Source organism: Treponema vincentii (genome assembly GCF_018336815.1).
GTDB lineage: Bacteria > Spirochaetota > Spirochaetia > Treponematales > Treponemataceae > Treponema.
Genome location: NZ_CP050497.1, coordinates 2504081 through 2525368, shown reverse-complemented (window position 1 = coordinate 2525368; position 21288 = coordinate 2504081). Strand labels below are relative to the sequence as shown.

Here is a 21288-nt window from a genome sequence, read left to right as displayed (position 1 = left end):
TGGTTTAAAACAGCAGCCGTGTTACCACAATATAGATCGGGATAAGCGCTAAACTCAACAGCGTTCCCCACGCGGTAAGGCCGGCGGATTTTCCCGTATGGCAGTAATGTGTTTCCAGCACGATAATGTTGGCGGCAGGCGGCAAGATACAGATCATATACAGCGCCTGCTTATTGGCGGTTACCAATTCCAAATGCAGCAGCCCCGCAATAAAGATAAAGAGCGTCATCAAACAGGCGACCGTAAGCGCCCGTAGTACCGCCAGTTTAAGCGTGAGTTTTAAATCTTTTATTTCAAGCTTAATCTTTGCAAGCCACATACCGAGCACACCCATACCTAAAATACTCATAACCAATTTAAGGATTCGATATAAGGGCGGCAAATAAAGTTTGATACTGTCCCCGAAAGGAATACAGATAATGCCGATAATGAGCGCCGCAACGGGAGGAGATTTCAGTGTCCGTTTTATATCAATCTTTGCAGCGCCATTATTGATCAGCATCCCTGCGCCGATGGAATTTCCAAAAAGAGAGTTTCCGATATACAGCGAAAGTACGGCGGTTGCGGCGCCGTCTCCCCATACCGATGCAACAATCGGCAACGAAAGCCACCCGATATTCAAATAGAAAAAACATAACTGTTCGACGGCATCGGCGCTGAAAAGACGGCTCATATACATCATTACCGTCATCATAATAATCATAGCGAATATGCTGACAAATAAGTCGGCACGGCACGTTGAGATATTGTAAATAATAATCAACGGAATAATTATTCTGGTAAGCAAATATGCCGTCTGATTTTTTATATCGATCGGCGTTTTCCCAACAAGAAAACCGAACCCGAGATATAAAAACGGAAGCACTATTTTAATAACCATTATGTTCTCCTCAGTAGATGCATCATTAAAAGTTCCTAATGCTGTATTTTAAACGAATGCAACCCCTGATATTGCGCCGCTGTAACGGTAAAATTGGAAATATAGGCGCGTGGATGGCTGTGCTGCACCGCATCGAAAAATTCGTAGAGCGCGGTGCCTTCTCCTTCCGCAAATATCTCCACCGAATAGTCGGGACAGTTCCGTACCCAACCGGTGATACCGAATTCCCGCGCTACCTGTACCGTCCAATAGCGGAATCCGACGCCCTGCACTCGGCCTTCCACAACGGCACGGGCGGCCTTCCGTTCGGCAGTATGCGGCGTATTCTTATGCATAGCATATCCTCAAAAAAATGCCCTCTTTCAACATACCGATGAACCTATCCTACTTATGAGCAAAGCCCAGCGCTTCCGCCGCATCGAGTATCGGTATGCCGAGGTCTTCCGCATAGTCGATACCGTTTCGTACTCCAGCTAAAACCTGTTCTATTTGGTGCGCATCGGCATTGCAGATAATACGGGCATTTTTTTGCGCTGCCCGTTTCCAAAACGTGGCTACGGGATATTGATAGTCTGCGCCGTAATCCCGCTGCACCTTCGATTTAATCAGTCCGTACCCATTGATTTCAAGCGGCATACCCAAATCATTTGCCGCATCGATGAGCGCATCAATGCAGGCAAGACAGTCTGCGTCGATAGACCGGATGCTGCTCAAAAACAAATCGGGATGAGCCAAAAATGCATAGAACCCCGACTGCATCCCCTCAATCGTAAAATCGATATAGGTATGCAGCCGCCGCCTTTCGGTAACAGTTGCGATATATTCAAGTCCGCCGTGCAGCGGAAACCAGTGAGAACCAAACACCAAATAATCGGCTCCGTAGCGGCCGATCAGTTCATCCTTAAACCAGCTGCGGTGTTGCGGCGACCATTCGCACTCAAAGCCGAAGTATACGGGAAAATCGGCTTCTTTTTTTGCTTCTTCAACAAGGCGCTTGTACAGCGGTATATCAGCCGCCGCCATCCGGCAATAAAGCCACATATCGTCATGCGGATAAGGACAATGATCGGAAAATCCGAGTGCGGAACAACCGTCAGCAGCAGCCTGCCGTACATAATCAATTGGAGTGCCCTCAGCGTGTTTGCACAGATACGTATGCGTATGAAAATTACTGAGCATAAAAAAAAGTATAGCGGTAAGTCCTTCAAATGTCAAACTTCTGCAGGGTAAACGCATTCTGCCCCCGGCAAAATTAGACGCAGGGTTTCGGCGGATGTATTATTTCCCGGACGGAGCTTCGCCTTCCTTTTTCCCTCGGTTCTTAAAATGATACAGATATCGTTTTATCTTTTGACTGGCGGTCTTTTCAAAGGCTTCGACCTGCTCGATCTTATCGATCCGTGACATCTTATTCACACTGGAATTAACGAAAAATTTAATCTCGTTTAAGATTTCCGCCCGTTTATAGGCCATTGCATCGGTAATGCCCGAAACAGCGTCCGCTACGGCAGATTGTAGATTCTGAATGGCGGAACCTTCTTTATTTTGATTTTGCTCTTTTTGTACCTCGGCTGCAAGTTTTTCTTCATCAAGCTGCACGTAGGCAACAAGGGATGATTTTTCCCCCTCAACAACGAGCGATTCCGTTACAAGCGGATGCTGATTCAGTACAAACTCAATATCTTCGGGGTAGATATTCTCGCCGCTGGCGCCGAGAATCATATTTTTTGAACGGCCTTTAATTGCTAAATGTCCTTTTTTGTCCATTACAAAAAGATCACCGGTTTTGAACCAGCCGTCTTCGGTAAATGAATTTTTTGTAAGCTCAGGGTCGCGGTAATAACCTTTCATCACATTCGGTCCCTTGACCAACAGTTCGCCGATGCCGGTTTTGGGATCAGGGTTATCGATTTTAACCTCGACATCGGGGACGGCGTAACCGATCCAGCCCGGAACACTTTGGCGGACGGTCGAGCCGGCAATAAGCGGCGCCGTTTCCGTCAAACCGTACCCGATAACATACGGGAACTTAGCATCTCTCAAAAATTCTTCAACGGTTGTATCGGTTTTCGAGCCGCCTAATCCGAAAAATTTCAAGTGTCCGCCGAATGTTTTTTTCAGCTGCTTTCCGGCAAGACGGTTTAGGATTTTTTTACCGAGCTTAGTATGGTACATCCGTGCGCGGAACGGCGAGGAGTTAAAAGCCGGGAGTATCTTGTTCCGGTATATTTTTTCCATGACGATAGGAACGCTCAGCATCATTGTCGGACGTACTTTCAACAGAGCAGGCAGGAGTATCCGCGGCGAAGGAATCCCTTCAAGGTAGTACACACAGGCGCCGTTTAAAAAGAACATCAAAAAGCCGATCGTAAATTCATAGACATGCGAAAGCGGCAGAATGGAAAGCGCCCTGTCATACTCGTTAATGCGTTGGCAGGACTGCCCTGCGATTGCATTGCAGACAAGGTTTTTATGCGAAAGCTCCACGCCCTTGGAACGACCCGTCGTACCGGACGTATAAATAACGGAAGCGGTATCGTTTTCCCTGCAGGTATGAGGCGGAGGGGCGCCGTCTCTTGTTTCCGTACCTTTTTTAACCGAAAAGTCCTGAATATCGATGAGGACGGAAACGGTTTCGGGCACTCTGCTCATCAGTTTTTCCGAAACGATAATCATCGTTGTTTCGGAATGTTCCAAACAAGCCTTAACCTCTTTGTCGGTAAAATCAGGCAACAGCGGCACGGCGATAGCCCCCATCGTAACAATTGCAAAATAGGCGATTCCCCAATGGGGCACGCTGTGGCTGTAAATTGCGACCTTATCACCGGGATTAACGCCAAGCCGATACAAATTTTGTTGCAGCTGTTTTATTTGCTTACCGGCTTCATTGTATGAAATCGGCTCTCCCGACACAAATGAAAGCGCCGGACGTGCCCCGAACCGCTTGATGCTATTCTCCAGCATCGCTTGAAAGGTATAATGTCCCAATTCATTGATTGTTTGCATAGGCAGTGTTCCTCCCTACAAGGTACTGAATTATCCGGACAAAGACAACTCAGCATAACCTTTGGTCATCTCTAAAAACTCACATTTTTAGAGATTCACCATTACTTTTTAGTATTTTTTTTCGCTACCGGCGCCGCCGCTTCCGCTTCCCGTTCCGCAAGGCGTACCCCCTGCGCCTTTAATCCCTTTTCGGGATAATCCGCGGTTTTGAAGCGCGCTTCGTTTTTCTTTGTCCGAGGCTTGGGCGCGTACTGCACCGTAAACTCAAAATTTTCAGCCGTGCTTGCGTAGAGTACGGTCGCCGTATCCGGTACGAACAGGTAATCACGGTTCAATATATAAGATTCAACCCGTGCCCGTTTGATATACGGATACTGTGTTTTCTCATCTTTATAAATAACCGTAAAGAGGATTTGTGACAATAATTCTTTTTCAGCAAACCCGCAATACCACATACCGGTATCGACAAAGAGCCGGTCGGGCACATCCATAACGGTGTACACCCCGCTTTTGCGCAGGATAAAAACACGGTCATACGGCGAAACTTTGAGTATTTCTTTTCCGGTAGTTACGGCAGTGCCGAGGTAGCCGGTTGCTTCGTCATAGCGGAGCGATAAATCGCGGTTAACGGCTTCTTTTACATCTACCTTGGTAAAGCCGGTAATCTCCGTTTTACGCGCCGTAACTTCGGGCGGCAGTTTCGCAAGGATTCCGTCAAGAACGCTGAGGGCATATTTTTTGAGATTCTTTAAAAGACGGGCAATCTCTTTGAGCCGGGCGGAAATTTCCTGCACTTCGGCACGGTTTTTTTGAATGTCGTAGAGCGAAATACGCCGAATGGGGATTTTGAGGAGCCGGTCTACATCGTCTTCCGTTACTTCCCGTATCAGCTCCGCTTTGAACGGTTCAAAACCTTTGATGACAGCCTTAATGACCGATTCGGCAGTTTTCATCGTTTCAATTTTTTTATAAATCCGCTCTTCGATAAATATCCGCTCGAGTGTTCTCAAGTGCAACCGGTCGGTCAGCATCTCCTGCTCATACAAAAGTTCATCTTTCAGCAAAGCGGTCAGCTGTTTCGCGTGAGTTTTAATCACCTCGGTAACAGTCGTTTGAACCGGCAGATTGTCTTGAATGACCAGCAAATTACAGGAGATCGATTGCTCACAATCGGTAAAGGCATAGAGCGCATCAACAACATCCGCTGCGTACACGCCGCGCGGCAGCTTGAGTTCTATTTCTACTTGTTCAGCCGTATAGTCGTTAATTTCCGAAATTTTTATCTTTCCCGACTTCGACGCCGATTCTATAGAAGCAATGAGGCTTTCTGTAGTGCTGCCGAAGGGGAGTTCACGGATCACAATCCGTTTATCGTCGGAGGTATCCAACTTTGCCCGCACCAACACCTTGCCCTTGCCGTCCTGATAGTCGGATATGTCGATAAGTCCGCCGGTTTGAAAGTCGGGATAGAGTGTAAAAGATTTACCGGAAAGGCAGGCTTTTTCCGCCTCGATAATTTCGCGGATATTATGCGGAAGTATTTTGGTAGACATGCCGACGGCGATGCCTTCCGCCCCGATGAGTAGTACGACAGGCAGTTTAGCACGGAATACAACCGGCTCTTTATTTCTGCCGTCATAAGAAGGAACATATCGCGTAATATGGGGATTAAACAGGATATCTTTTGCAAATTCGGTGATGCGGCATTCGATATACCGCGGGGCGGAAGCTTCGTCCCCCGTAAAGAGGTTTCCGAAGTTCCCTTGCTTGTCGATAAAGAGGCTTTTATTGGCGAGTACCGTCAATGCGTTCCCGATGGAAGCGTCCCCGTGCGGGTGATACTTCATGCAGTAGCCGACGACATTGGCAACCTTATGGAACTTTCCGTCATCCATCTCAAAAAGAGAATGCAGAATACGCCGTTGTACCGGCTTTAAACCGTCCTCTACATCGGGAATTGCGCGGTCGCGAATAACATAACTGGCATACTCTAAAAAATTCGTGTTAAATAAACTTTCTACATAATCCATACAAGGTTGTTAAGCATAGCGGAAAAACCCGACATTGTCCAGATTCGCCAGCAGGGTAAACGCATCAGACTCTCTTTTAACATCCCGCAAAATATTCTGTTTTCTGTTTTTCTTCCATAAAATTGGAAAACTGAGAAAGCGACTGCCCTGTTACTGCCCTACTCTATTTTATGGAAAAAAACGGCAGCCTTGACTTTTTACTGCTGTTCGGCTATTATCTCCTATCTTTATAAATAAGGAGTGTGTTCACGTGCCCTGCGGAAAAAAACGGAAGCGACAGAAAATAGCAACGCATAAACGAAAGAAGAAGCTTCGAAAGAATAGACATAAGAACAAGTAACCTCTAAAAATATCATTACGCTTTTTAGAGGTTTTCAATAATCTTGTATCCTTCTCGATTATACCACTATACCGGTGTATAAAGCATATAAGAAGGATCTTTTATTATTTGCAAGATTATTATAGGCGTATTGTTCTATCGCTTTTATTACGGTGAGAAAGGGCTTTGTTGAGTATCTTCACAGCCCTTTTTTTATGTATCCGGCAGTTCACTGAACATATACATGGATAAAAACGTACTCTTATCAATACATGACCCGAAAGACCTACAATCTCTTTCAAGTGAGGAGCTGCGTATATTAGCGCAGGAAATGCGCAGCGTTATTCTGGAAACAGTCGGCGCAAACGGCGGGCATCTTGCCAGCAATCTCGGCGTTATAGAGTTAACTATCGCACTGCATCGAGTGTTTTCGAGCCCAAAAGACGCAATAATATGGGATGTGGGGCATCAATCCTATCCTCATAAGCTCCTAACCGGAAGGTATGATAATTTTTCAACACTCCGCTTAAAAGACGGCCTTGCAGGTTTCCCCAAACGGGAAGAAAGTCCCCATGATGCATTCAACACAGGACATGCCTCTACCTCAATTTCAGCAGCCGAGGGAATTCTTATCGGGCGAAAGCTACAGCACCAGAGCGGAAAGGTTATCGCTGTTATCGGCGACGGGGCTTTAAGCGGAGGAATGGCCTTTGAAGCGCTCCTGAATGTTACCCCGCTTACAAAGAATCTGGTTGTTATCCTTAACGATAATAAGATGTCCATCTCTCCGAATATACGGGCGGTTTCCGAATACCTGAGCCGCTTAACCGTGCGGAAAGGATATCAGCAGTTTAAGTATATATTTGATACCGCTGTCGGCAAAATTCCGTTTTTAGGTAGGCGCATTAATTTTTTGATTCACCGGTTAAAGCGGGGCGCCAAGGGGATTTTTTACAGAAACAATCTTTTTACCGATCTCGGCTTTGAGTATGTCGGGCCGCTGAACGGGCATAACGAAAAAGAGCTTGAAAAAGTATTCCGCAATGTCAAAAATATTGATGCGCCGGTACTTATTCATATTGAAACAAAGAAAGGGAAAGGCTATCCGCTCGCGGAAAATAATCCTTCCGCCTTCCACGGCATCGGACCGTTCAATATTGCCGACGGAAAAATTGAAAAGGCGAGTACAAACTCTTTTACCGAAGCATTTTCTCATATTATCATTGATGAGGCGGCAAAGCGGGATGATATTGTTGCGATTACCGCTGCAATGGCGCAAGGAACAGGACTTCAGCGCTTCCGGCAGCAGTTTCCCGATCGTTTTTTTGATGTCGGTATTGCCGAACAACATGCGGTAACCTTTGCCGCCGGACTTGCCGCGGCCGGTTTACGGCCTATCGCAGCCATTTACAGTACGTTTTTGCAGCGGGCAATCGATCAAATTATCCATGACGTTGCACTGCAAAAACTGCCGGTTATCTTTGCGATAGACCGTGCGGGAGCGGTTCCCTATGACGGAGAAACCCACCAAGGCCTCTACGATATCTGCTTTTTACGCAGTATTCCCAATATGACGGTGCTCGCTCCCGCCTCGGCAGCGGAAATGCGGGCGATGTTTGAATGGGCATTGCAGTTGGATGCACCGGTTGCAATACGGTACCCTAAGAATACCTGCGCAGCGGAATGCCCCGCATTTTTGCTTCCGATGGAAACCGGCCGCGGCGTGTTCACCGTAACGGCGGAACACAGCAATGTGCTGCTGGTGTGCACCGGCGGGATGTTCCCGGAAACCGTTCAGGCGGCAGAGCTGCTCGGACAAAAAGGCATATCCGCCGATATATACAATCTTCGCTTCTTAAAACCCATTGACGAAACCTTTTTCTTGGAAAAAGTCAAAAAATACCCTGCCGTACTCTTTATCGAAGACGGCGCATATATCGGCGGTGTCGGGCAGTATCTGGAAAGTTTGGTTCAAAAACGACTTTCCGGTACAAAAACGGCAGTATGCGCCTTTCCCGACACGGTCTTTATGCAAGGTTCGCGGCAGGATGTTCTTGAATGCGCCGGACTAACCGGTGAGCAGCTTGCCAAAGCCGCATCGAGGCTTTGCTGATGAAGGATGGCGAAAAAGTAACCAACTTTTGAGACATCTCCAGTGTTTCCCTAACCGAGTTTTTAAAGATGCCTTAATGTATCTCAAAGCGGAAGCCAAGCGGTAAATGGTCTGAATATCCTTCGCCGGTCAGTACATTGTACCTGACCGGTTTACCGCCCTCAACGAGCGGCGGTTCATATAGCACGAAAAACAACAGCGGTTCAATATAAGCGGTTCCGTCATCCGAGGCAGTTTTTGAATCAGCGCCACTGTCCGCGCCGCCCTCGTAGAAAATATGATCGATTTTTTCCCACGAATTTTTAAAGTAATAACTGCCGTCAGGCTGCGTGCCTGCTTCGTTCTCCGCTTTATAGTTCGATACATCCCAACATACCGGAAAATCATTCAGCTGATTAAATTCTTTAAGGGTCTGATTAAAATCTCCACATACGATAAAAGGAATGCGCGGATTTTTTTCTCTATGCTCTTGAATCTTCTTTATCAACTGAGCTTCCTGCTGAGCACGGATAGCTGCACTGTCGGAACTGCCGGTCTTTGATTTCCAATGCGCTGCAAAGACGGTTAATAACCGCGGTTTGTCGTTACTCCCCGTATTCAATACAATCTCTATCAATGCTCGCAACGCTCTCTTTTGCTCGGTATAAAGGCGATGCACAAAATAGCGTTCAATGGGATACTTACTAAGGATGATTGTGGTAAATGCCCCTTTTTCCAAACGCGGCGGGCATATTGCATAGGGATAGTTTTCCCCGCTTGGCAGCTGTTTACAAAAATCCTCAATCACACGCTCATTTTCAACCTCCTGTAAGACTACAATATCGGGTAACCGGTCTTTTTTGCCGGTCAATTTTTCTCCTGCCGCAAACAAGGTGCCTTTCAGCCGTTCGAGACGCGCTTTATACTTCTGAGCTGTCCATCGGGATTTGCTTCCTTTGTATTCTTTGAATTCGCTACCGTCTTCTACGGCATCAAAAAATGTCTGCGTGTTATAAGTAACAAGCGTAACGGGTTCCTTAAACTGCGTATCCGTAAGAGGAGTGCACCGCGTGCATTGCAGAAAGAGAATACCGGCGGTAATACAGGCAAAGAACGAAAATAACAATCGTTTGAGTTTCATGGTTTAACCTCCGCCTCTTATATAGAGCACGAGATGCAAAATGGCTAGAAATTAGACGTATCTAAATCATTTCCTTACAGAAAAAGCCGGTGGACTTTCGGTTCTTGGGTCCTCGTTCCCTGTACACGTTGTGCCTTTTGTGATTTTATTATCGATATGAATAAAATCGTTTCCCATAAATCGATCGCAGGCAATGCCTGCTTTACTGTTTTATGTTCCGGCGGAAAAGGCGGGCAGAAAGAAAGAGATAATCGTAGTATGACAACCGGAACAAAGACAGCTGGAATAAAATGCAACAAGAAATGCAAACGGGATTTCGGACGGGAGAAGATTACCATCCTGTATGAAGATGAATATCTTGCGGTGATTTACAAGCCGGACGGAATGCTTTCCGTGCCGTATCCGGGGAGCCGCGCGCAGACTGCTCTCGAAGTTCTTGAGCGGATAATGCGCAAAAAAGGAACCTATTCTCAAGCGCATAGACCGTTTGCAGTTCATCGTCTTGATCGCGAAACATCGGGAGTAATGATGTTTGCAATGACGGAAAAAGCTCAAAAAAAGATTATGGATCATTGGCAGACTCTGGTAACGGGGCGTATTTACCGTGCGGTTGCGGAAAATCCTGTGCAGGGAAATTATGCGCGGAGCTATTTCGGTGTAATGAAGAACAGCGGCACCATTAACGATGAAATTGCATACAATGCGCACAATCGAGGTTTTGTTCCGCATGATAAAGCCCGCTTTAAGATGGTAAGCGCTGTAACTCATTACAAAATAATTGAGCGCGGGACTCATTATACGCTTTTTGAATTAAGCCTTGAAACGGGAAGAAAGAATCAGATTCGGGCGCATTTGGCATCGAAAGGGTATGTTCTTGCCGGAGATGAAAATTACCGAGCAAAAACCAATCCTTTCGGGCGGCTTGCTCTCCATGCACGGACGCTTGAATTTAATCACCCATTTACAGGAGAACCGTTGAAATTTGAAATCCCCGAACCGAAAGAATGGCTTCTGTGCGTCAAGAACGGAGATAGACCCAGTGCAGTTAAACATCCAAGATAAACCGCACCGGAGATATTTCAAGCGATTGCCTTGTCACTGGTGGTGGGTTTCGGGTATAGTGCTTTCCGTTTTTGAGGCATTATGTTTACAAAAGATTTTGACTTTGACTTACCGAAAGAATTAATTGCGCAGTATCCTTCAGCCGAACGTGGGAAGGATCGACTTCTCGTGTTAAATAGACGGACGGGGACATTAACCGATGCGATGTTTTCCGACTTGCCCGATTTTCTGCCGCCCGATTGTTTAATGGTGTTTAACAACACAAAGGTGCGCCATGCCCGTTTGTATGCCCATACCGGTAGCGGTGAAACTGAATTTTTGCTGATTGAGCCGCTCGACGAAGGCTTTGTGTGGAAAACCATCGTAAAGCGTGCCAAGCGGCAGCGGGAGGGGAAGGAATACACCTTTAACGACGGCACCCGTGCCGTGCTGATTCCACCTCCTTCCCCCAATGCAGCGGAAGTCGATTGCAAATATATACGTTTTGACCGCTGCATTGATGACCGTTGGCTGGAAGCCAACGGTCATATCCCGCTGCCTCCGTACATCAAGCGCGGCGGCACGGATGAAGATGCCGCGCGGTACCAGACGGTATACGCAAAGAACACCGGTTCGGTTGCGGCGCCTACTGCCGGACTCCACTTTACGGAGCCGATTTTGCAGGAACTGGATAAGCGGCATATTGCACGAACCGCCGTAACACTGCATGTCGGCCTCGGTACATTTCTACCGGTGCGGACTGAAGTGGTTGAAGAACACACGATGCACTCCGAAAAATTCTTTATTTCCGACGAAACAGCCACAACAGTGGAAGCGGCTCACCGCAACGGTAAAACCATTCTCGCTGTAGGGACAACTTCGGTACGGACGCTCGAATCCGCATGGAAATCCGATACGCAGCAGTTGAGTCGCGGAATGCAGGCAACCGACATATTCATTTATCCCGGCTTTCAGTTCGCCCTTACCGGTGCGCTTCTTACCAACTTTCACACGCCGCAATCGAGCCTCGTTATGCTGGTATCCGCATTTGCCGACCGCGACAACATCTTTGCAGCTTATCGCCATGCAATAGAAAAAAAATACCGCTTTTTCTCTTACGGCGATGCCATGCTCATTCTTTAAGAACCGTGGTAATCGACTAGGGCATCCGCATTAGCAATATTTTAAGCGGTTGCCTGCCTTCCGTGCGAAATTTTATGCAAGATTATGCATATTTTTGTCTATATTTTTTATTTTTATTGACTTTTTTGAATATTTATGCACTATTACTCCATAGGTGACATAAGTGAAACAGCGGCTAACAAGATTAAAAACAATCAGAAAATTGATAAAATCATACCCGATTGAATCACAGGAAATGCTGCTCGGCTATTTGGATCGCGAGGGGTTTTCCGTTACTCAAGCAACCTTGTCGCGCGACTTAAAAATGCTCAAGGTGAGCAAGGTTTCCAACGGAAAGGGTGATTATGTCTATACGGTACCGAGTGAAGACCATCCTCGTGAAACCGAGCAGGCGGGCATCCAAGATTTTTTACGCGGGTATATTTCTATAGATTATTCGGGAAATATGGCGGTTATCAAAACGTACTCAGGGCATACCGAGCTTATTTCGATGGCGCTTGAAAATATGGGGTTTGAATCCGTTCTCGGTATTGTTGCAGGCCGTGATAATTGCGTATTTATTTGTTTGAGGGAAGGAGTAAGCGGCGAGCAGTTTCTGCGTGAACTGAAAGATCGGATTCCCGAATTGGAAGACTGAAGGATGCGCCGAAAAACTTCATTGACTTTAAGTACCTTCGATGGTGTTTTAAGATATAATACGGAAATGCCGATACCATAGAAGTATGAAAAGCGTTCATTTTAGGATACCTTCTTATCTGATAGGGAGTATTCTCATATTCATAAGTATAGCGGCTGCTTTTGGAGCTGATGTGTCCTCACCGAATTCCCCGGCAGTAAAACAAGATGCCGAGAGCAAAGAATCCGTTATTACGGTAGAAACGGTAGCCGGTGAAGATCCGAAAACCATACATCTTTATCCGTTTGATCAAATACCGGATTCTGTTGAAGTTCGAGGATCGATTACCGGTTCATGGCTTTCCGCGCCGATTGAAAAAGTTATCAAAAAGGCGCCCGAATTGCATACGGATTCAAAAGGAAATACGTTTACGGTATCGGGAAAGTATGCGGAAGACAGTAAGAATGTATATATCATTTCTATTATTCCTAATCTTACCGATTACAGTTTGCCGGAGCACAATCTCGTGCCGCAAGGTACGTGGATGCTGTACCGAAGGGCTGATACCGGCGCTCCATTGTCGATTAAAATATATCCGCGTGAAAATCCTGCCCTTTCGGTTTCTCTCCGTCCTGCAAGCCAAAAGGCTTATAGCGGGAAGTCGTTTATCGATATATGTCTTTTTAATGCTTATGTGCGGAAAGACATCGCTATAGGCGTTCCTTTTGAAACACTCTATCATATTTCGCTTTTACGGTTGAAAGCATTAAGTCAGTCAATCATTCCATGGGATTTGTTTAATCCGCCGCGTGATAACAGCCCCGTTAAATCGATGTCGCGCATAGTTGAAAATCTCCGGTATCGGTTGGTACGGGTGAAAGACGGTTGCTTTGACCATGACGGAAAGCCGGTGCATATCAGTAATTCCCAGCCGCAAACGGAATTGGAAATAACAGCTGCGATGAATATCGACCAAATCCGCTCTGAAGTAATTGGCGGTGTTGATTCGGCCGGTTTTGCAAAGTGGGTTATCGATGGGATTATTCGTCCTATTGCAGGGCAGGGGACGGTTGTTGAAGCGTTAAAACGCGAGACCGATGCGCCTAAAACTCATTTTACAAGGCCGTATCTGGATACCGAGAATATCTTTTTCGGATTGGATTGGATACGGAATCTCGGCGCCGCTGCTTTAAGCTTAAATTTGAAGCGCACTGTTTATCCCGACTCTTCCGGTTTGGATGTAGATAGCTGTCCTTTTGCGCTTACCGGAGCGGCAATTCCGGTAAGTACGAGTGCAAAAACGGGATCGGTAAAACAACCTGCTTTTTTGGGGTATCAACGATATGCAGGATATCAAACATCGTATCTTTTACCGCTTTTATATTATTTTGCCATCGTCGAACCTGATCACTTTTATCTTGCATGTATCAGCACGGTGTCTTCGGCTACGGAGCTGAGAACGTATGAGCGGATAGCCGTATTCTTTCCGTATTTTGACGGTTTTGGAGCATTCCATCTTGACATATATGAGGACGGCGAGCTGATACCGGTTGATGAGTTTATTGAAAAAAACAAAGATGCTTATACAGCGATGGTACGGGTACGCGCCCCTGAGAAAGGCCTCTTTAATCCGTGAAGTTATTGAGACCTTATGCCCGCTGATTGAATTTTTCTTCAAAATTTCAATCAGTTTCTTAAAAGAAGGAAAAATGCATCAGAGAATTATAGCACAAATTCCGCAAAAAAAGAGACTGGACAACCATTTGAGCCGTGTTGCGGCGAAACTCTGGTTGGGCAGTCTCTTTTTTTGCGGGGGGTATTCAAAAAAATATCTGATGCATTTTTTCTGAGTCCTTGACACTTTCTTATTCTTCTGGTATTCTCAAGCGTCATTCTGCTTCTGTAGCTCAGTCGGCAGAGCACAACCATGGTAAGGTTGGGGTCAGCGGTTCGATTCCGCTCGGAAGCTTTTTGTTTTATAGGAGGTTTGTGATGGCTAAGAAAACATCTGTTGAGCTTATCGCATTACAATGTACTGAATGTAAGCGGAAGAACTACACAACCGCAAAAAATCGGAAAAATATTCAGGGTAAGCTTGAGTTAAGTAAATATTGTCCGTTTGATCGTAAGCATACCGTACATAAAGAAACAAAAGTTAAATAAGTATTTGAAGTCCGACCGATGGCCTGCGGCTTTTAAATAGAGGTCAGTAGCTCCAATGGTAGAGCGTCGGTCTCCAAAACCGAATGTTGAGGGTTCGAGTCCTTCCTGGCCTGTTTCATAAATAAGGGGTAGATATGTCAAAAATAATTACTTTTGGAAAAGAGTGTGTTGCTGAGCTGCGCAAGGTGGTTTGGCCTACTCGTGATGATGTCGTTTCTGCTGTGAAGGTTGTTATTGTTTCTACCATTCTTGTTGCTGTTTTTCTTGGTATTGTTGATACGTTTTTTGTTGCTTGCCTTGGCTGGTTCTTTTAAGGAACGGTTATGGCAAAAGAATGGTATATTCTACATATCTTTTCGGGCTATGAAAAGAGAGTGGAGCGTGCAATACGTCTATTAATGGAAAACGGTGAGATTCCTGCGGGAGTTATCTCTGAAATCAAGATTCCCGAAGAGGAATTGACTGAGGTAAAAGACGGTAAAAAGCGGGTTGTTCGCCGAAAATTCCTGCCCGGTTATATCCTTATTGAAATGGACTTGCCTGCCGTAAACTGGAAAGGGGTGTGTGCTCCGATTAGAAGAATACATGGTGTTACCGGATTTTTGGGTGTTGTCGGCGATGCTCGGCCTCAGGCTATTTCGGCTGATGAGGCAAAAAGTGTTTTGCAGAAGTCAGGGGAGATTAAGGGCGAAAGAGCTCGATCCGTGCAGATGTTTACGCCCGGTCAACAGGTTAAAATTATAGAAGGGCCTTTTGATACCTTTACCGGCACTGTAGAAGAGGTTATGGCAGATCGCAATAAACTGCGAGTGATGGTTGCTATATTCGGTAGGACAACCCCTGTTGAAGTTGATATGCTTCAGGTTGAGTTGATTTAGTGTTTTAGTTTTTTATTTATGGGAGGGAATGTTTTCCCGTTAGTACCAGAAGGAGATGGTTATGGCAAAGAAAAAGGTTACTGCGGTTATTAAATTGCAGTGTCCTGCCGGAAAGGCAACGCCTGCTCCGCCTGTAGGTCCTGCGCTTGGGCCGCATGGTGTAAGCGCACCTCAGTTTGTGCAGCAATTTAACGACCGCACAAAATCGATGGAGCCGGGCTTGGTTGTTCCTGTTGTTATTACGGTCTATTCGGATAAAAGCTTTACTTTTATCTTGAAAACTCCGCCTGCTGCGGTTTTAATCAGAAAGGCATGTAATATCCAAAAAGGTTCTGCAAATTCGATAAGTCAGAAGGTTGCAACTTTGTCAAAAGCAAAGCTTGAAGAAATTGCTAAGATGAAGATGCCGGACATTACTGCAAATGATTTGGAGGCTGCAAAGAAAATTATTGCGGGAACTGCACGAAGTATGGGTGTGGAGGTAGAGCGCTAATGAAACACGGAAAAAATTACCGCAATGCGTTAAAAAAATACGATAATGCTGCTCTTTTCTCTGTTCCCAAAGCTGTAGAATTGGTGAAAGAGCTGAAGTTTGCAAAATTCGATGAAACGGTCGAAGTTCATGTCAGTCTGAAACTGGGTAAGAATCAGAGCGTTCGTGATACTGTTGTTTTGCCACATCAATTTAGAGGCGAGAAGCGTGTGTTGGTGTTCTGTAAAGAAGACCGTGTGAAAGAAGCTTTGGATGCCGGAGCTACGTATGCCGGTGCTGCCGATTATATCGAAAAAATTAAGGGTGGTTGGCTTGATTTTGATATCGCTGTTGCTACCCCTGATATGATGAAAGATGTCGGGCGGCTTGGTATGGTGCTTGGTCGGAAAGGTTTGATGCCTAATCCTAAAACCGGAACGGTTACTGCTGATATCGGCGCTGCTATCAATGAGCTTAAAAAAGGTCGTGTTGAATTCCGTGCCGATAAAACCGGCGTTGTTCATCTTGCAATCGGTAAAGTTTCGATGGATACGGATAAAATCGCCGAAAACATTACGATCCTTTTGACTGAAATTGGACGAAAAAAAGCCTGCCGATGCGAAGGCTGATTTTATCCAATCGGTTTCTGTCAGCTCTACGATGGGGCCGGGTGTCTGGGTAGATTATAAGGTAGGAGAATAAGATGGCACTGCGAGCGCATAAACCGCAGCCTGCAAAAACGGCTGCTATCGAAAATATTACGAATGAGTTAAAAGCTGCTTCGTCTTTTATTTTTACAGAATACCGCGGGTTGTCTGTCGAGCAGATTACACAGCTGCGCGCAAAACTCCGTGAAAATAATTGTACCTACAAAGTCGTGCGCAATAATTTTGCACGCATCGCTTTCGACTCCGTGAATTTGGATGTTAAAGACTATTTAGTCGGGCCTACTGCAGTTGCGATGATGAGCGAAGATGCAAACGCTGCTGCAAAAACGTTGTTTGAATTTGCAAAAGAAACTCCTGCACTGGTGGTAAAAGGTGCTGTGGTTGACGGGGAATTCTATGATGCTGCAAAAATCGAAGCATTCTCTAAATTGCCCGGCAAAAAAGAACTTATTGCAATGTTTATGTCTACGGTCAATGCAACGACCGCAAAGTTTGTGCGTACTCTTCAAGCTATTGTTGATAAAGAAGGGGGCGCTGCAGACTCTGCGCCTGCATCGGCAGAAGCGTAATTCCGAATGCGGCAGTCAGGCTTCATGCGCTGTCTTCCTGTCTGCCGTTACTGCGGCTTGTATGAGCTGTGAAATTTTAATTTATAGGAGAAGATAATATGGCGGCATTAACAAATGAACAAATTATTGAGGCAATCAAAGAGAAGACTATTCTCGAGCTTTCCGAATTGATTAAGTCGATGGAAGAAGTATTCGGTGTAACAGCGGCGGCTCCCGTTGCAGTTGTTGCCGGCGGCGCTGCAGGCGGTGCAGCAGCAGCTGAAGAGCAGACTGAATTTACCGTAACGCTTAAAGGTCTGACAGACCCCAGCAAGAAAATCGGCGTAATCAAAGAGGTTAGAAACGTTGTTGCAGGGCTTGGTCTTAAAGAAGCAAAAGAACTCGTAGAAGGCGCTCCGAAAGTATTGAAGGAGAATGTTTCTAAAGAAGAAGCTGAAAAGATTAAAGAGGCAATGACAGCTGCCGGTGCAGAGATTACGATTGCTTAATTTTTTTGATATGAGCCGGCTGTGTAGTGCAGTCGGCTATTGTTTGATTCTATGATTTTTTTCTCAAACGCTATGTGGAGCTTCCTCGTCAATAGGGGAGGCTTTTGTAGTTTAAACAGGTAAAAAATACGGTAATAAAAATAACGAACTATTAAAAAATCTGTTTAAAAAATGGGTAGATTGTAAGATAAATTATATGCTGTGCAGTATGGCGTGCTTATTTTAAGTTTTTATAGAGACGCGAAGCTGCTTGGGCGAGAGAAGGGGGAAGACGGGATGCCTGTGCGGAAAACGGTTAATCGCCAATATATCGGAAAAAATATCCAAAATTTTATGGAGCTGCCTAATTTAATTGATATTCAGCTCGCATCTTATGAAAAATTTTTATGCCGCGGAACACACCGGAGCGAAAATACTTCGGAGGAAGTCGGTTTGGAGGATGTGTTTCGGACGACCTTCCCAATCGAAAGCCCAAACGGCGATATGACGCTGGAATATCAATCATATACACTTGATGAAAATGACATTAAATTCAGCGAATATGAGTGCAAGCAGAAGGGGTTGACTTATGCTATCCCGTTAAAGGCTCAGATAGACTTGGTATTTAATCAAACCGGTGAAATCCGCCGCAAGAGTATCTATATGGGCGATATTCCCTTGATGACCGAACGTGGTACTTTCATTATCAACGGTGCCGAGCGTGTTGTCGTATCTCAAATACACCGCTCCCCGGGCGTTATCTTTTCTCACGACAAAGGTGTTTATTCAAGCCGTATTATTCCCTATCGTGGCAGCTGGCTTGAATTTGAAATCGATCAGAAAAAAGATCTGATTTATGCAAAGCTCGATAAGAAAAAGCGTATCTTAGGAACCCTGTTTTTGCGGGCGTTGGGCTATGAAAGCCGTGAACAGATTATCGACTTTTTTTATAAAACCGAAGTCTTACCGGTTGCCGAAGGAACAGCGGAATACGATAAACTGGTAGGCCGTGTGTTTGCCAAGCGGATAACCGTAGCAGATGAATCCGGGGAACGGACGCTCTATCAAGCCGGTGAAAAGATTCATCCGCACGTTGTTGATGAATTGCAGCAAAATCATATTACTGAAATTACCGTTATCGATTTTAAAAAAGAGGGCAGTCTTGATTCTCCTGTAATTATCAACTGTTTTGAACGGGAGGAAATCCGCTTTGCCGATGCTGCAAAGGGGCAAGAGCCTACAAAGGAAGAGGCGCTGTCTGTCGTTTACGCCGCTTTAAAGCCCGGTGATCCTATGACGGTAGAGGCTGCCGAAAAAGATTTAACTTCGATGTTTTTCTCTCCCCGCCGGTATGATCTCGGACGTGTTGGGCGGTATAAACTCAATAAAAAATTTGATTACGAGCATCCCGTTGAAGAATGTACGCTTATCCTCGACGATATCGTAAATACGATGAAATACCTTATTCAGGTTTACATCGGGGATGCTTCAATCGATGATATTGACCATCTCGGAAACAGACGTGTTCGCTCAGTCGGCGAGCTGATGACCAATACGCTCAAAACCGCGTTTCTCCGTATGGAGCGGATTGCGCGCGAGCGGATGGGTTCAAAAGAAATTGAAACGATTAAGCCGCAAGAGCTTATTTCCATAAAGCCTATTGTCGCAACCATCAAAGAATTTTTCGGGGCAAGTCAGCTTTCGCAGTTTATGGATCAGGTCAATCCACTCGCGGAGCTTACCCATAAGCGCCGTCTAAACGCATTAGGTCCCGGCGGTCTTTCCCGTGACCGTGCCGGTTTTGAAGTCCGCGACGTTCACTACACTCATTACGGTCGGATGTGCCCGATTGAAACGCCGGAAGGTCCGAATATCGGTCTTATCGTGTCGATGGCGAGCTATGCGCATGTTAACGATTACGGCTTTTTGGAAGCGCCGTATGTAAAGGTCGTGAATGGCGTTGCAACTCGCGAGGTTGAATACCTTTCGGCGATGGACGAGGATAAATATTACATTGCGCAGGTATCCACCGCAGTGCAGAGCGACGGTACGATTACGGCGGAGCAAATTGCGTGTCGTCATCAGGGGGACTACACCACGCGCAGCTCAAAAGAAGTGCAGTACATGGACGTGTCGCCCAAGCAGATTATTTCCGTGTCCGCTTCGCTTATTCCCTTCCTTGAGCACGACGACGCGAACCGCGCGCTCATGGGTTCCAACATGCAGCGGCAGGGTGTGCCGCTCGTATTTCCCGAGCCTCCCCGGGTCGGTACCGGTATGGAAGGCAAGTGCGCCTATGATTCGGGCGTGTTAATCAAAGCAAAGCGGAGCGGTACGGTTAAGTTCGTTTCTTCCGAGAAGATTTCCATCGAATCGGACGCACCGGAAGGAACGGAAGAGAAGATTCGCGACTATACGCTGCTGAAATATCAGCGCACCAATCAGGATACGTGTTACCATCAGCGGCCGATTGTTTCCGTCGGGCAGCACGTAGAGGTCGGTGATGTCATTGCCGACGGCCCCGCAACCTATCAGGGAGAACTTGCGCTCGGTCGCAATATTCTGGTCGGCTTTGTGCCGTGGAACGGGTATAACTACGAAGACGCTATTTTGATTTCTCGCCGCGTACTGAAAGAAGATATGTTCACGTCGGTGCATATTAAAGAATTTACGACGGAAGTCCGCGAAACCAAGCTCGGTGCGGAGCGGATTACCGGCGATATTCCAAATAAGTCGGAAAAAAGCCTCGACAACCTCGATGCGGAAGGTATTATCCGCATCGGCGCTCAAGTCCGCTCCGGCGATATATTAATCGGAAAGATTACGCCTAAAAACGAGTCGGAAACAACGCCGGAATTTAAGCTGCTCAACTCAATATTCGGTGAGAAGGCAAAGGATGTTCGCGATTCATCGCTGCGCGTACCGCACGGCGTTGAAGGCACAGTTATCGATGTACAGCGATTGAAGCGCTCACAGGGTGATGATCTTAATCCGGGTGTTGACGAATTTATCAAGGTTCTCATCGCGACAAAACGCAAGTTGCGCGAGGGCGATAAGATGGCAGGCCGCCACGGAAACAAGGGTATTGTTGCCCGCATTTTACCGGAAGAAGATATGCCGTATATGGAAGACGGTACTCCGCTCGATATCTGCTTAAATCCGCTCGGTGTTCCTTCTCGTATGAATATCGGTCAGATTTTGGAGTCGGAACTCGGACTCGCGGGCTTGCGCCTTGACGAATGGTACGAAGCGCCCGTATTCCAGTCGCCGACCAATGAGCAAATCGAAAAGAAACTGGTGGAAGCGGGTATCCCCGCCAACTCAAAGGTGAAGCTACGCGACGGACGAACCGGTATGCCCTTCCAAAACGACGTATTTGTCGGGGTTATCTACTTTATGAAGCTGGCGCACCTTGTTGACGATAAGATGCACGCCCGTTCAACCGGTCCGTATTCTCTGGTAACTCAGCAGCCGCTCGGCGGTAAGGCCCAGTTCGGCGGTCAGCGCTTGGGAGAAATGGAAGTGTGGGCGCTCGAAGCTTACGGTGCAGCTAATACGCTGCAGGAGCTTTTAACTATTAAGTCGGACGATATGCACGGACGTTCCAAAATATATGAATCCATCGTAAAGGGACAGGCTGCGACCGCTGCCGGAATCCCCGAATCGTTTAACGTATTGGTACAGGAATTGCGCGGTTTGGCGCTGGACTTCACGATTTACGATGAAAAAGGAAAGCAAATCCCGCTGACCGAGCGTGATGAAGAATTGATTACCGAAAACAGCTCCAAGTTTTAATTGAGATA

18 protein-coding genes, 2 tRNA genes and 1 pseudogene are annotated in these 21288 nt (G+C 46.3%); 15 read left to right on the top strand and 6 right to left on the bottom strand.

Features of this window, described 5'->3' with window-relative positions:
* Positions 1-4 precede the first annotated feature (4 nt).
* The 5 genes from GWP40_RS11545 to GWP40_RS11525 form a co-directional block, all read right to left on the bottom strand.
* Complete coding sequence (locus tag GWP40_RS11545) at positions 5-880, bottom strand: AEC family transporter (RefSeq protein ID WP_212565439.1); 876 nt, start codon at positions 878-880, stop codon at positions 5-7.
* Positions 881-915: 35 nt separating this feature from the next.
* Positions 916-1215, bottom strand: coding sequence for an acylphosphatase (locus tag GWP40_RS11540; RefSeq protein WP_212565438.1), 300 nt, complete (start codon positions 1213-1215; stop codon positions 916-918).
* Positions 1216-1264: 49 nt separating this feature from the next.
* Complete coding sequence (locus GWP40_RS11535; RefSeq protein ID WP_212566613.1) at positions 1265-2059, bottom strand: PHP domain-containing protein; 795 nt, start codon at positions 2057-2059, stop codon at positions 1265-1267.
* 99 nt (positions 2060-2158) lie between these two features.
* A complete protein-coding gene (locus GWP40_RS11530) occupies positions 2159-3886 on the bottom strand; it encodes an AMP-binding protein (protein WP_212565437.1) in 1728 nt (575 codons plus the stop codon).
* A 101-nt stretch (positions 3887-3987) separates the two neighbouring features.
* Positions 3988-5916, bottom strand: coding sequence for a DNA topoisomerase IV subunit A (locus GWP40_RS11525; RefSeq protein WP_212565436.1), 1929 nt, complete (start codon positions 5914-5916; stop codon positions 3988-3990).
* A 563-nt stretch (positions 5917-6479) separates the two neighbouring features.
* On the opposite strand from GWP40_RS11525, the gene dxs reads away from it, so the two are divergent.
* The gene (dxs, locus tag GWP40_RS11520; RefSeq protein WP_212565435.1) at positions 6480-8348 is read left to right on the top strand and encodes a 1-deoxy-D-xylulose-5-phosphate synthase; all 1869 of its coding nucleotides are present in this window, start codon (positions 6480-6482) and stop codon (positions 8346-8348) included.
* A gap of 73 nt (positions 8349-8421) precedes the next feature.
* Here the strand turns inward: dxs and GWP40_RS11515 are convergent, their stop codons facing one another.
* Complete coding sequence (locus tag GWP40_RS11515; RefSeq protein WP_212565434.1) at positions 8422-9468, bottom strand: endonuclease/exonuclease/phosphatase family protein; 1047 nt, start codon at positions 9466-9468, stop codon at positions 8422-8424.
* A gap of 156 nt (positions 9469-9624) precedes the next feature.
* Here GWP40_RS11515 and GWP40_RS11510 point away from each other — a divergent pair, with 156 nt between their 5' ends.
* From GWP40_RS11510 to rpoB, 14 genes and pseudogenes are all read left to right on the top strand, one after another.
* The gene (locus GWP40_RS11510; protein WP_212565433.1) at positions 9625-10530 is read left to right on the top strand and encodes an RluA family pseudouridine synthase; all 906 of its coding nucleotides are present in this window, start codon (positions 9625-9627) and stop codon (positions 10528-10530) included.
* An 81-nt stretch (positions 10531-10611) separates the two neighbouring features.
* A complete protein-coding gene (gene queA / locus GWP40_RS11505; protein WP_212565432.1) occupies positions 10612-11652 on the top strand; it encodes a tRNA preQ1(34) S-adenosylmethionine ribosyltransferase-isomerase QueA in 1041 nt (346 codons plus the stop codon).
* Positions 11653-11815: 163 nt separating this feature from the next.
* Positions 11816-12289 (top strand): arginine repressor, encoded by a 474-nt coding sequence (locus tag GWP40_RS11500; protein WP_212565431.1) that lies wholly within the window; start codon positions 11816-11818, stop codon positions 12287-12289.
* Positions 12290-12461: 172 nt separating this feature from the next.
* On the top strand, positions 12462-13904 hold the full coding sequence (locus GWP40_RS11495; RefSeq protein ID WP_230974443.1) for a hypothetical protein: 1443 nt from the start codon (positions 12462-12464) through the stop codon (positions 13902-13904).
* 260 nt (positions 13905-14164) lie between these two features.
* Positions 14165-14237 (top strand) — tRNA-Thr (locus tag GWP40_RS11490).
* A gap of 23 nt (positions 14238-14260) precedes the next feature.
* Positions 14261-14431: a 50S ribosomal protein L33 gene (rpmG, locus tag GWP40_RS11485; protein WP_016523242.1), complete on the top strand. Its 171-nt coding sequence runs from the start codon at positions 14261-14263 to the stop codon at positions 14429-14431.
* Positions 14432-14471: 40 nt separating this feature from the next.
* Positions 14472-14544: transfer RNA gene (locus GWP40_RS11480), tRNA-Trp, on the top strand.
* Between the two features lie 21 nt (positions 14545-14565).
* Positions 14566-14745 (top strand): preprotein translocase subunit SecE, encoded by a 180-nt coding sequence (secE, locus tag GWP40_RS11475; RefSeq protein ID WP_044013336.1) that lies wholly within the window; start codon positions 14566-14568, stop codon positions 14743-14745.
* A 9-nt stretch (positions 14746-14754) separates the two neighbouring features.
* On the top strand, positions 14755-15309 hold the full coding sequence (gene nusG, locus GWP40_RS11470) for a transcription termination/antitermination protein NusG (protein ID WP_212565429.1): 555 nt from the start codon (positions 14755-14757) through the stop codon (positions 15307-15309).
* Positions 15310-15370: 61 nt separating this feature from the next.
* Positions 15371-15802 (top strand): 50S ribosomal protein L11, encoded by a 432-nt coding sequence (gene rplK, locus GWP40_RS11465; RefSeq protein ID WP_212565428.1) that lies wholly within the window; start codon positions 15371-15373, stop codon positions 15800-15802.
* Positions 15802-16483: pseudogene (rplA, locus tag GWP40_RS11460) on the top strand (50S ribosomal protein L1). Before rplK ends, rplA begins: the two are co-directional and overlap by 1 nt.
* A gap of 1 nt (position 16484) precedes the next feature.
* Positions 16485-17018: a 50S ribosomal protein L10 gene (rplJ, locus tag GWP40_RS11455; protein WP_212565427.1), complete on the top strand. Its 534-nt coding sequence runs from the start codon at positions 16485-16487 to the stop codon at positions 17016-17018.
* Positions 17019-17116: 98 nt separating this feature from the next.
* A complete protein-coding gene (gene rplL, locus GWP40_RS11450) occupies positions 17117-17506 on the top strand; it encodes a 50S ribosomal protein L7/L12 (protein ID WP_212565426.1) in 390 nt (129 codons plus the stop codon).
* A 276-nt stretch (positions 17507-17782) separates the two neighbouring features.
* The gene (gene rpoB / locus GWP40_RS11445; protein WP_212565425.1) at positions 17783-21280 is read left to right on the top strand and encodes a DNA-directed RNA polymerase subunit beta; all 3498 of its coding nucleotides are present in this window, start codon (positions 17783-17785) and stop codon (positions 21278-21280) included.
* The last annotated feature ends 8 nt before the right edge of the window (positions 21281-21288 follow it).